Origin of the sequence: Pseudoflavonifractor gallinarum (assembly GCF_014982855.1) — a bacterium.
Classification (GTDB): Bacteria; Bacillota; Clostridia; order Oscillospirales; family Oscillospiraceae; genus Pseudoflavonifractor_A; species Pseudoflavonifractor_A gallinarum.
The window spans coordinates 84539-96622 of the sequence record NZ_JADCKF010000013.1; the positions used below are offsets into that span (position 1 = coordinate 84539).

Genomic DNA, 12084 nt, shown 5'->3' on the forward strand with positions numbered 1-12084 from the left:
CAATGACTGATATGAATGCATTGATGGAGCTGCAGCAGAGTCTGACTTTCCTGGGCAGCATCGGCGGCCTGGCCCTGGCCCTGCTGGGCGCCGGCCTGGCGGCAGTTTTGAGCGGCATCGGCTCGGCAAAGGGCACCGGCATCGCCGGTGAGGCCGGCACCGGCCTGCTGTGCGAGGACCCTTCCAAGTTTGGTAAGGTCATGATCCTTCAGGTTATCCCCGGCACCCAGGGCCTGTATGGTCTGGTGGTGTGGTTCTTCGCCATCTTCCGCATGGGTCTGCTCTCCGGCACCCTGCCTGAGCTGACCATTGCCCAGGGCATGCAGTACCTCTTTGCCTGCCTCCCCATGGCGCTGGGCGGCCTCTTCTCCGCCATCGCGCAGGGCCGCGTGGCTGCCGGCTCCATCAACATTCTGGCCAAGAAGCCGGACGACTGGGCCAAGGGCATGGTGCTGTGCATCACCGTTGAGTTCTATGCCATCCTGTCCCTGCTGGCCTCCATGCTGATGATCATCAACATCAGCGCCTGATCGGGACGCCCCACTGTGGAAAGGCGGTATACGACATCATGGACGGAATCGATAAAATCACCAGCCGCATCAATGCCGACGTGGACCAGGAGATCGCAGAGATCCAGGCCCAGACGGCGGCGGAAGCGGCTCAGATCGCCGCGGAGTACGACCAGCGGTGCACCCAGGAGACGGAGGAGATCCTCTCCCGGGGCCGCAAGACGGCGGAAGAGCGGGAGGAGCGGCTGGCCAGTGTGGCACAGCTGGAGGCCCGCAAGCTGATCCTGGCGGCCAAGCAGGAGGTCCTGGAAGAGGCCTTCCGCAAGGCGCTGGAGGATCTTCTCAGCCTGCCGGAGCAGGAGTATGTGGAACTGCTGGCCAAACTGATTACCAAGGCCAGCCAGTCCGGGAGTGAGCAGGTCATCTTCTCGCAGAAGGACCGGCCCCGTTATGGAAAGGCGGCGGTCACCCGCGCAAACGAACTGTTGGGTGAGCGGGGACACCTGACGTTGGCGGTGGAGACCCGCCCCATCGGCGGCGGCTTCATCCTCAGCGACGGAGATGTGGAAGTCAACGGCACCTTTGAGACTCTGGTCCGCATGCAGCGCCGTGAGATGGACGCTGCTGTGGCCAAGGTCCTCTTCCATGAAGGAGCTTGATTCCGCTCCCCAGACGGGAAAGGAGGAAGTGTCTTGTCCAAAAAGTTGAAAGACACGGATTATCTCAGCATTTCCACCCGGGTGCGGGCCATGGAGAACCGGCTGCTGACCCGGGAGCGCATGGAGCGGATGATCGATGCACGCACGGACGAGGAGGCCGCCAAGGTCCTGAGCGAGTGCGGCTATGGAGAGCTCTCCCGGCTCACTGCAACGGCGCTGGACGAGGTGCTGGCCAAAGCCCGGGACGCGGTCTATCAGGATCTGCGCACGGCTGTGCCAGACAAGCACCTCATCGATGTATTTCAGATGAAATACGACTATCACAACATCAAGACGCTCATCAAGGCGGAAGCCATGGGCGTAGACGCGGGACTTTACCTCTCCAGCGGAGGGCGGTACTCCCCGGTCAAGCTGACCGACGATTTCCGTCGGGAGGAGCTGCGGGATTACAGTGATATCTTCCGCACGGCGGCGGGCAAGGCCAAGGAGACGCTGGCCGCCACCCAGGACCCGCAGCTGGCCGACTTCATCCTGGATAAGGCCTATTTTCAGGAAATGATCGGCGCGGCCAAGGCGGTGGGAAGTCCCTTCCTGACCGGCTATGTGCGCCTGCTGGCCGATGCGGCCAACCTGCGCTCGGTGGTGCGCGCGGCCCGGATGGGGAAGGGGAGCGATTTTCTCGCCCTGGCCCTGGTCCCCGGCGGCAGCATTGAGGAGAGCACTCTGTGCCAGACCAAGAGCAGCGAGCTGACCGCCCTCTTTCAGGGCGGGGCGCTGGCGGAGGCTGCCGCCCTGGGTGCCGGTCTGATGGCCGGTCAGGGGCACTCCTTCACCGCGTTTGAGCGGGCCTGTGACAATGCGGTCAACGCCTATCTGTGTACGGCCCGACGGGTGCCCTTCGGAGAGCATCCGATCATTGGCTACCTCTATGCCCGGGAGGCGGAGATCACCGCCATCCGCACCATCCTTTCCGGACGTATGGCCGGTCTGAGCGCGGATATTATCCGGGAAAGGCTGCGTGATGCCTATGTATAAGATTGCAGTACTGGGAGACAAGGACAGCGTTCTGGGCTTCAAGGCCCTGGGGCTGGACGTGTTTCCGGTGGAGAGCGTGGAGGAGGCCCGCCGGGTGCTCCACGCCCTGGCCAGAGAAAATTACGCGGTGATCTATCTCACCGAGCAGGCGGCTGCTCAGATGGAGGCCGACGTAAACCGCTACAAGGATGAGCTCACACCCGCGATCATCCTCATTCCCGGGAAGGAAGGTTCCCTGGGGATCGGTATGGCCAATGTGAAAAGCGCGGTGGAACGGGCCGTTGGCGCGGATATCCTGTAAAAAGCCGCGGCGGAAAAGTCCTCTCCGGCGGAGAGGCAATGAGTTTGAAATCTGCCTTGAAAGAAGGTTGAAACCGAATGGGCAAAGTTGTTAAGGTTTCCGGTCCTCTGGTGGTAGCCACCGGGATGGAAAACGCCAACATGGCCGACGTGGTCCGCGTGGGCGAACAGCGTCTGATCGGCGAGATCCTGAATATGAACGGGGATTCCGCCTCCATCCAGGTCTACGAGGAGACCTCCGGTCTGGGGCCTGGCGCCGAGGTGATTACCACCGGCTCCCCCCTGGCGGTGGAGCTGGGGCCCGGCCTCATTGAAAATATCTACGACGGTATCCAGCGTCCGCTGGAGGAGATCATGCACAAGGCGGGCGCCAACATCACTCGCGGAATCGAGGTCCCGGCTCTGAGCCGGGAGAAGAAGTGGGCCTTCACCCCCGTGGCCAAGGTGGGCGACAAGGTCCAGGGCGGCGACGTGATCGGAACGGTCCAGGAGACCAGCGTGGTGCTCCACAAGATCATGATTCCCCCCAAGATGAGCGGTACGCTGGAGATGGTGGTTGCGGCCGGCGACTACACCGTGGAGGAGACCGTGGCGGTCCTCAAGACCGATAAGGGTGAGAGCGTCTCCCTCACCATGGTGCAGAAGTGGCCCGTCCGTGTGGGACGCCCCTATAAGCACAAGTATCCCCCCAAAGCGCCCCTGTGCTCCGGCCAGCGCATCATCGACACCATGTTCCCCATCGCCAAGGGCGGTACCGCCGCCGTGCCCGGCCCCTTCGGCTCGGGCAAGACCGTGGTGCAGCACCAGCTGGCCAAGTGGGCGGATGTGGACATCGTGGTCTACATCGGCTGCGGCGAGCGCGGCAATGAGATGACCGACGTGCTGCGGGAGTTCCCCGAGCTGAAGGACCCCCGTACCGGCGAGTCCCTGATGAAGCGCACGGTGCTTATCGCCAATACCTCCGATATGCCCGTGGCCGCCCGTGAGGCCTCCATCTACACCGGTATCACCATCGCCGAGTACTTCCGTGACATGGGCTATGACGTGGCCGTCATCGCCGACTCCACCTCCCGCTGGGCCGAGGCCCTGCGTGAGATGTCGGGCCGTCTGGAAGAGATGCCCGGCGAAGAAGGCTACCCCGCCTACCTCTCCTCCCGTCTGGCGCAGTTCTATGAGCGTGCCGGTATGGTGGAGTGCATCGGCTCCGATGAGGACCGCAGAGGTTCTCTGACCGCCGTAGGCGCAGTCTCGCCTCCCGGCGGCGACCTGTCCGAGCCCGTCTCCCAGGCCACCATGCGCATCGTCAAGGTGTTCTGGGCCCTGGATTCCTCCCTGGCGTACAAGCGCCACTTCCCGGCCATCAACTGGCTCAACTCTTACTCCCTGTATCTGGACTCCCTCAAGCCTTGGTTTGACGAGAAGCTGGGCAAGGAGTTCCTGGTGGACCGTGAGAAGGCCATGTCCATCCTTCAGGAGGAGGCCAGCCTGAACGAGATCGTGCAGCTGGTGGGCAAGGATTCCCTCTCGCCCAGCGACCAGCTGACTCTGGAGACGGCCAAGATGGTACGGGAGGACTTCCTCCAGCAGAACGCCTTTGTGGACATCGACAGCTACTCCAGCTATGACCGGCAGGAGAAGCTGCTCTCCCTGATTCTGAGCTATGACCGCCTGTGCCGCGCCGCCATCGAGAAGGGCGCCCAGACGGTGGATCTCTTTGCCATCCCTGCCCGGGAGCGGATCGGCCGCGCCAAGAGCGCCGAGGCGGACCAGTATGTGGAGGTCTACGCCGATATCGCCCGCAGCATGGCCAGTGAGATCGACGCATGTGCCGAGAAAGGAGGACTGGACGTATGATCCGGGAATATAAAACGATCCAGGAGGTCAACGGTCCTCTGATGGTGGTCAAGAAAGTGCAGGGCGTCGCCTACGACGAATTGGGCGAGATTGAGCTGCCCGACGGCACCGTCCGCCGCTGCCAGGTGCTGGAGGTCAACGGCGACAACGCGGTGGTCCAGCTCTTTGAGGCCAGCGCCGGCATCAACCTGAAGGACTCCAAGATCCGTTTCCTGGGCCATCCCCTGGAGCTGGGCGTGTCCGGCGATATGCTGGGACGCGTGTTCAACGGCATGGGCCGTCCCATCGACGGCGGCCCCGAGATCCTGGCGGAGGAGCACCGGGACATCAATGGCCTGGCCATGAACCCCGCCGCCCGTGACTACCCCAACGAGTTTATCCAGACCGGTATCTCCACCATCGACGGCCTGAATACCCTGGTCCGCGGGCAGAAGCTACCCATCTTCTCCGGCTCCGGTCTGCCCCACGCGGCTCTGGCTGCCCAGATCGCCCGTCAGGCCAAGGTGCTGGGCGACGACGCGGGCAACTTCGCCGTGGTGTTTGCCGCCATCGGCATCACCTTTGAGGAGTCCGACTTCTTCGTGCAGGAGTTTAAGCGCACCGGCGCCATCGACCGTACCGTCCTCTTCACCAACCTGGCCAATGACCCCGCCGTCGAGCGTATCGCCACCCCGCGTATGGCGCTGACGGCCGCCGAGTACCTGGCCTTTGAGAAGGGCATGCACGTACTGGTCATCCTGACCGATATCACCAACTACGCCGAGGCGCTGCGTGAGGTTTCGGCCGCCAAGAAGGAGGTCCCGGGCCGCCGCGGCTATCCCGGCTACCTCTACACCAACCTGGCGACCATCTACGAGCGCGCCGGCCGTCAGCTGGGCAAGCCCGGCTCCATCACCCTGATCCCCATTCTGACCATGCCGGAGGACGACAAGACCCACCCCATCCCCGACCTGACCGGCTATATCACCGAGGGACAGATCATCCTGAGCCGTGAGCTCTTCCGCAAGGGCATCAACCCGCCTGTGGATGTATTGCCCTCCCTGTCCCGTCTGAAGGACAAGGGCATCGGCGTGGGCAAGACCCGTGAGGACCACTCTGGTACCATGAACCAGCTCTTTGCCGCGTACTCCACCGGTAAGGAGAACAAGGAGCTGATGTCCATTCTGGGCGAGGCGGCTCTGAGTCCCATCGATCTGCTGTACGCCAAGTTTGCAGATGAGTTCGAGAAGCGCTATGTCTCTCAGGGCAATGAGACCAACCGGACCATCCAGGAGACCCTGGATCTGGGCTGGGAGCTGCTCTCCATTCTGCCCCCCGCCGAGCTCAAGCGCATCAAGCCGGAGTTTATCGAAAAGTACCTCCCGAAAAAGGAGGGATAACGCATGCCGGCCATCAACGTGAACCCCACCCGCATGGAACTGACCCGGCTGAAGGGCCGGCTCAAGACAGCTGTCCGGGGCCATAAACTGCTCAAAGACAAGCGCGACGAGCTGATGAAGCAGTTTCTGGATGTGGTGCGGGAAAACCGGGCCCTGCGCAAAAAGGTGGAAGACGCCCTCATGGAGGCCTATGGCTCCTTTACGGTGGCCTCGGCCCTCATGTCCGGCGAGATGCTGGAGCAGTCCCTGCTCTACCCCAAGCAGAGTGTGGAGCTGGATATGAGCTTCCAGAACATCATGTCGGTCAATGTGCCCGTCTACCACTTCAAGACCAAGAGCGAGGACCCCGGAGAGGTCTATCCCTACGGCTTTGCCACCACTTCCGGCGAACTGGATGACGCCGTAGACAGCATGGCATCCGTCTTTCAGGATATGCTCAAGCTGGCTGAGATCGAAAAGACCAGTCAGCTCCTGGCAGAGGAGATCGAAAAGACCCGCCGCCGCGTCAACGCGCTGGAGTATGTCAAGATCCCTCAGATGCAGGAGGCCATCAAGTATATCTCCATGAAGCTGGATGAAAATGAACGCGCCACCACCATTCGTCTGATGAAGGTGAAGGATATGCTTCTGAAGGAAGCCATCGAGGAGCGGCAGGAAGAGACCCGCCGTGCCATCGAGGCATCCGGAGGACACCTCGGCCAGGCGGAGGAAATCTGATCCCAGGCACAGACACACCGGTATTTCAAACCGAAATGCCGGTGTGTTTTTTTGTCCCATTTTGACAGGAAGGGCAAATGGGTGTATAATGACGACTCCTGCCACGAAAAGAAATATGGGAGAATTTCGAATGCAAACAGTTCAGATATCGAATCAAACAAAGAAAATTGGAACTTATTTTGGCAAAGCTGCCCTGCTGCTCCTGCCGCCCCTGAGCGCCTTCTGGCTCATGCAGTTTATCCTGGGGGCCATGCCCTGGAAGATGGGGGTGGGGATCACGCTGGCCAATACGGCGTGCCTGGCCGGGCTCTATTGGCTCGCCTGCGCCATTTCCGGCTATCCGGCCATCTGCTGCATCGTGCTGCACGCCGCGGCAGGGCTGTGGGGAGCGGCCAACTACTTTGTGTCCGTGTTCCGTGGGACTCCCATTCTGCCCTGGGATTTCACCGCGCTGGGCACTGCGGCGGCAGTAGCGGGAAGCTATCGGTATACGCTGACCTGGCAGATGGCCGCGGCTATGGCAATCATGGCGCTGCTGATCTGGGGACTGCGCCATCAGATTCGAGGGGGCACCTTCCGTCCCAGCCGCCGCAGTCTGCCCCTTCGGCTGGGCGGTCTGCTGTTGGGCGGGCTGTGCCTGTTCCCGGTGCTTCAGCCCCAGTGCCTGGCCGTCTTCGGTGTGGAGACCGACGTATGGGACCAGACCGGGGCGTACCGCAATGGCGGAGCGGTGGCTGTATTTCTGCGCAATACCGAATTTATGCAGGTAACGCCCCCGGAGGATACCACGGCGGAGCGAGTCTCGGCCATTGTGGAGGGAGCGGACGAGGTGCCCTCTGCGGCAGTAAACGTGGAACACCCCAATATCATCGCCATCATGAATGAGTCCTGGGCGGATTTTGAATCCTTTGGAAACCTATCCCTCAGCGAGAGTTTGACCGACTACATTGATTCTCTGGACAATACGATCCGGGGAAAGGCATATGCCTCGGTCTTCGGTGCCGGTACCAGCGCCAGTGAATTTGAGTTTTTGACCGGCAACTCCATGGCCTTCCTGCCCTCGGGCAGCATCCCCTATCAGCAGTATGTGCTGGGCCCTACCGACTCCATGGCTTCCCTCCTGCGGGAGAACGGCTATGAGACCCGGGCCTTTCATCCGGGGGCCAGAACGTCCTGGCAGAGAAATATCGCCTACCCCCGCCTGGGCTTCGACACCTTTAAATGCAGAGAGGATATGGATGTGCCCCAGACGGAGGAGCATGGGTATGTGAGCGATGCCTCGGACTTTGCCCAGCTGATCTGGGAACTGGAGCACAAGGAGGAGGGGAAACCCCTGTTCCTCTTCAACGTGACCATTCAGAACCACGGGAGCTACACGGTGGAGGACTATCCCGCCGAGGTGACCTTGACCGATGAGCCGGGGATTTATCCCATGGCAGAGCAGTATCTGACCCTGGCGAATAAGACGGATGAGGCCTTTGCCCAGCTCATCTCCTATCTGGAGCAGATGGAGGAGCCCACGCTGGTGGTCATGTTTGGAGACCACCAGCCGTCCGTGGAACAGGCCTTCCTGGATAAGGCCTATGGTGTGACACAGAGTGAGATGACCATGGAGCAGTACATGGGGAAATTCCAGGTGCCCTTTGTGATCTGGGCCAATTATCCCCTTCCCCAGAAGGGGCCTGAGATCACCAGCCTGAACTTTTTGGGGCAGCATGTGCTGCGGTATGCCGGAATCGAGAGCAGCCTGTATGGGAATTTCCTGTGGCAGATGCAGGAGAGCGTGCCTGCGTTGTCCTTCCCGGGATATTGGGATACCCAGGGAAAGGCGTACAGCCATTTGGAGAGCAATGGGTACACGGAATGGATCCAGGACTATGAACGGGTCCAGTATAACAATCTCTTTGGCGGGGAAGAGCGGCAGGACGCGCTCTTTGGAAGACGCCAGAGCGACGGATAAACGGATGGAGCGGCGCATTCCGATTCGGAATGCGCCGCTCCATGTCAAAGAGGGGGAAAGAGAGTTATGAGGCACGCTCCACGGAGACCAGATCGGCAGTGATTTTCTCCGAATCAGCATCCAATGTGCCGGTATATGTAACGACGACGCGGTCGCCGGGAGCTACATGGGAGATATCGACACCATTGAGGTTGAATTGAAAATAGCTATCACCGGAGGCAAGAACCATATAATCCAATTCGCTATCCACTAGATAGAATGTGCCGGTTACAGTTTCGGTTTCAAGCTCCGGGGTGCTGGAGGGAGCTGGGGTGTCTGCGGGGAGTGATGCGGAGGGAGAAGGAGAGGGAGTGCCCCCTCCCAGTGCAGGAATACTGCAGGAACTTAACGCCAGACTGAGGACAAGACAACCTGCAAGGAGAAAGGGAACCTTTCTTCTGAGCATAAGATCACTTCCTAATATTGAAATGACCGGTACAAGGACACCGGTGGGCACAAGATATCACATGGTATGCGCAATGACAAGGGCTTTCCAGCAACCTTTATCCTTCCGTAAGAAAGTATCATACTTTATCAAAGAATTAGAAAGAAACCTGACAAAAGAATGAAGATCAGCTGTATAAAAAATAAGAGTTGGCCCACACTAAAAGCAAGAACAAAGGAGGATGCGCAAATGGATATGACCAACCGGGAATACGGGGCCTATGTCAAAGCAAAAGCGGGGCGGTCGCCCCTCTGGAAAGACCTGATATGGGCCTTTTTGGTGGGCGGGCTAATCTGTGCCGGAGGGCAGGGACTGCGGCAGTTTTATATGAGCCGGGGCATGGATGCGGATGCTGCCGGAGGCGCGGTATCCATTACCTTGATCTTTTTGGCGGCTCTTCTGACCGGACTGGGGACCTTTGATAAGCTGGCCAAACGGGCTGGCGCCGGAACGCTGGTCCCCATTACGGGATTTGCAAATGCCATGGTCTCCCCGGCACTGGAATTCAAAAGCGAAGGACTGGTGACCGGTGTGGCAGCCAAAATGTTTACCATTGCGGGGCCGGTGTTGGTATTCGGTATTAGCGCCAGCGTGGCATATGGCCTGCTGCTGGTCCTCTTTGGATTGAACTAAAAAAATCCGCCCTTTTGATAAGGGCGGATTTTTTTAATGCTCGTGATGAGAACAGTCGTGATGATGCTCGCCGCATCCGTGCTCGCCGCAGGTATGGCCCTCCTCGTGATGGTGGTGGGAGCAGACCGTATTGGGATCGTAGCGGAGAGCACCGGCCAGAAGGGCCGCCATATTTTCATCTGCGCTGCCGGAAGCGCCGGGGTAAAGCTGAATCCCGGCCTGGGCCAGCGCCGTACGTGCGCCGCCGCCGATGCCGCCGCAGATAAGAACATTAACTCCGTGCTGCTGAAGGAAACCGGCCAGCGCGCCGTGGCCGCTGCCGTTGGCGTCAATGACCTTGGAGGAGAGGATCTGGGTGCCCTCTACCTCATAAACCTTAAACTGCTGGCAATGCCCGAAGTGCTGAAAAATCTGTCCGTTTTCATAGGTGACCGCGATGTTCATGCCAATGCCTCCTATTTTTTAGCTGATATACGTATTGTACACCTGTTTCTGACATAAGTCAATAAATAAAAGGCTCAGCGCTCCTCGTTGTTCTGGCGGCGTGGGCAGGGCTTTCCACAGCAGCCATGGGCATGGGGACAGAGGTCATAGACGCCGCCGCGGATGGAAAGCCGTTTTCCGCAGACCAGAGCTTCCGCCAGTTTGTACCGGGCGGATTCATAAATAGCCTGCACGGTAGTGCGGGCAACCTTCATTTGCTGGGCACACTCCTCCTGAGAAAGGCCCAGGTGGTCAATGAGGCGGATGGCCTCGTATTCATCGATCGTCATGTCAATCTGACCGGTACAGGATTGGAGCGGCACAAACTCCACCACTTTGGGCAGCTGACAGATCCGCCTGCGTTTGATTGGGCGTGCCATGAGACAGACCTCCTTTGTGTTTGGGGAAATCGCTTTTATGGTCATTATAGAGAAGAGCACAGTGAAAAGTCAATGGGGGACATGTGCACAAGATTTTAGATGATATTTCTAAAAAGGCATTGACAAAACGGGAAAACAATAGTACAATATAGCCAGAAAGAAAGGAGAGAGTCCAATGTACTAGGACAGAAAAATCCTTTCCGTGGATCGATCCGAAAAGGAAGATCCATAGCAGCGCAAGTGATCCAGGCAAGAGAAGATCCAGACGTCACAAGTTCCAAACTACCTCACGTGTGTGAGAAAAAGCGCCAAAGCCCCGGAAGCGAAATATCGTTGAAGGAAGACTTAGCGTAGAAGAAGTTTTTGGGTAACTGCAAAGGCGAGGAACACTTCACCAGCAAGGATCTCAGCAAGCGCAAATCTGTAGAAAGCAAGAGGTTGAGACATGACGGAAATCCAGAATCAGAAGTAGCCCCCCAGCCACGATGGATGGCTGGGGGGTTGTGTTTTATATTTCGGATTTCCGAATCAGATCTCCCGAATATCGTATGGCGTGGTCTGATATACGTAGTAATTCAGCCAGTTCGTGTAGAGCAGCTGTCCGGCAGAGCGCCAGCGTACAATGGGAGGACGACTGGGATCATTGTCGGGGAAGTAGTTGGCGGGAACATCAATATCCAAGCCCTTTTCTACATCCCGTCGATACTCCTTGGCCAGGGTATCCGGATCATATTCCGGATGCCCCATGATATAGAACCGGCGACTGTCCTGGGTTTTGACGGCAAATACACCGGCCTGCTCTGACGTGGCGATGAGCTCCAGCTCGGGGCGGCTCAGGATATCATCTGCCCATACCTCGGTATAGCGGGAGTTAGGGGCAAAAAAGACATCGTCAAATCCGCGGAACAGGGGAGAGCTGGGCTTGAGTACCTTGTGCGCATAGACACCAAAGAGCTTTTTGGGGAGACTGCGCTTTTGAATTCCGTGATGGAAATACAGTCCTGCCTGGGCTCCCCAGCAGATATGAAGTGTGGAATGCACGTGGGTACGGCTCCACTCCATGATCTCACAGAGCTCCGGCCAGTAATCCACCTGGTCAAATTCCATATTCTCCACCGGAGCGCCAGTGATGATCATGCCGTCAAACTTCCGGTCCTTCACCTGGGAGAAGGTCGTATAGAAAGAAGAGAGGTGGGATTCATCGGTGTGGCGGGAGACATAGCTGCTGGTCTGAAGAAGCTCAACCTGGATCTGAAGCGGAGTGTTGGAGAGCTTTCGCAGGATTTGGGTCTCGGTCACGATCTTCGTGGGCATCAGGTTCAGGATCAGAACATTCAGCGGGCGGATATCCTGATGCATCGCCCGATATTCCGTCATGACAAAGATGTTTTCTCCCTCAAGGGTGGTGCGAGCGGGAAGAGAATCAGGAATACGAATTGGCATGGGCGACATCTACCTTTCTGTCCGGTTCGAGTTTGATAGGAATACTTATATAGAGTAGCACACTTCAAAAAGAGGCGCAATGTCCATTTCTCTTATATAGTAATTAAGGGGAGAGAAGGGGAAAACGAAAAAAGGAAAGAAAAAGTGAAAAAAGGTGTTGACAAAAGCGGTGTGGGGTGGTATTCTATCTGAGCGCCTCACGAGAGGGCACTGAAACGAGTCGAAAAGTGAGAAGAAACCGAGCGGAA

General features: G+C 58.4%; 13 protein-coding genes. 9 read left to right on the top strand and 4 right to left on the bottom strand.

Annotation, left to right across the window (positions count from 1 at the left end; translation table 11 throughout):
• The first annotated feature begins 11 nt into the window (after positions 1-11).
• The 8 genes from INF37_RS13555 (at position 12) to INF37_RS13590 (ending at position 8413) form a co-directional block, all read left to right on the top strand.
• Entirely contained in the window at positions 12-530 is a 519-nt protein-coding gene (locus tag INF37_RS13555; protein ID WP_346727989.1) for a V-type ATP synthase subunit K, read from the top strand.
• 38 nt (positions 531-568) lie between these two features.
• Positions 569-1168 (top strand): V-type ATP synthase subunit E, encoded by a 600-nt coding sequence (locus tag INF37_RS13560; RefSeq protein ID WP_193538847.1) that lies wholly within the window; start codon positions 569-571, stop codon positions 1166-1168.
• A gap of 33 nt (positions 1169-1201) precedes the next feature.
• A complete protein-coding gene (locus INF37_RS13565; RefSeq protein ID WP_235964348.1) occupies positions 1202-2203 on the top strand; it encodes a V-type ATPase subunit in 1002 nt (333 codons plus the stop codon).
• The gene (locus INF37_RS13570) at positions 2190-2504 is read left to right on the top strand and encodes a V-type ATP synthase subunit F (RefSeq protein ID WP_186964293.1); all 315 of its coding nucleotides are present in this window, start codon (positions 2190-2192) and stop codon (positions 2502-2504) included. Before INF37_RS13565 ends, INF37_RS13570 begins: the two co-directional genes overlap by 14 nt.
• 77 nt (positions 2505-2581) lie before the next feature.
• Positions 2582-4357, top strand: a complete 1776-nt coding sequence (locus INF37_RS13575; protein ID WP_186964292.1) for a V-type ATP synthase subunit A — start codon at positions 2582-2584, stop codon at positions 4355-4357.
• Positions 4354-5736, top strand: coding sequence for a V-type ATP synthase subunit B (locus INF37_RS13580; RefSeq protein WP_193538849.1), 1383 nt, complete (start codon positions 4354-4356; stop codon positions 5734-5736). Before INF37_RS13575 ends, INF37_RS13580 begins: the two co-directional genes overlap by 4 nt.
• A 3-nt stretch (positions 5737-5739) precedes the next feature.
• The gene (locus tag INF37_RS13585; RefSeq protein WP_193538851.1) at positions 5740-6453 is read left to right on the top strand and encodes a V-type ATP synthase subunit D; all 714 of its coding nucleotides are present in this window, start codon (positions 5740-5742) and stop codon (positions 6451-6453) included.
• 130 nt (positions 6454-6583) lie between these two features.
• Positions 6584-8413: an LTA synthase family protein gene (locus INF37_RS13590; RefSeq protein ID WP_193538853.1), complete on the top strand. Its 1830-nt coding sequence runs from the start codon at positions 6584-6586 to the stop codon at positions 8411-8413.
• A gap of 64 nt (positions 8414-8477) precedes the next feature.
• Here the strand turns inward: INF37_RS13590 and INF37_RS13595 are convergent, their stop codons facing one another.
• Positions 8478-8858 carry a hypothetical protein gene (locus INF37_RS13595; RefSeq protein WP_193538855.1) on the bottom strand — a complete coding sequence of 127 codons (381 nt, stop codon included), beginning with the start codon at positions 8856-8858 and terminating at the stop codon, positions 8478-8480.
• 228 nt (positions 8859-9086) lie between these two features.
• Here INF37_RS13595 and spoVAC point away from each other — a divergent pair, with 228 nt between their 5' ends.
• Positions 9087-9530 carry a stage V sporulation protein AC gene (gene spoVAC / locus INF37_RS13600; RefSeq protein ID WP_101691084.1) on the top strand — a complete coding sequence of 148 codons (444 nt, stop codon included), beginning with the start codon at positions 9087-9089 and terminating at the stop codon, positions 9528-9530.
• A gap of 33 nt (positions 9531-9563) precedes the next feature.
• On the opposite strand, the gene INF37_RS13605 is transcribed toward spoVAC, so the two are convergent.
• The 3 genes from INF37_RS13605 to metA form a co-directional block, all read right to left on the bottom strand.
• The gene (locus INF37_RS13605; protein ID WP_193538857.1) at positions 9564-9974 is read right to left on the bottom strand and encodes a NifB/NifX family molybdenum-iron cluster-binding protein; all 411 of its coding nucleotides are present in this window, start codon (positions 9972-9974) and stop codon (positions 9564-9566) included.
• Between the two features lie 74 nt (positions 9975-10048).
• Positions 10049-10393, bottom strand: a complete 345-nt coding sequence (locus INF37_RS13610; RefSeq protein ID WP_101691086.1) for a DUF134 domain-containing protein — start codon at positions 10391-10393, stop codon at positions 10049-10051.
• Positions 10394-10921: 528 nt separating this feature from the next.
• Positions 10922-11836 carry a homoserine O-acetyltransferase MetA gene (gene metA, locus INF37_RS13615; RefSeq protein WP_193538859.1) on the bottom strand — a complete coding sequence of 305 codons (915 nt, stop codon included), beginning with the start codon at positions 11834-11836 and terminating at the stop codon, positions 10922-10924.
• Positions 11837-12084: the final 248 nt, after the last annotated feature.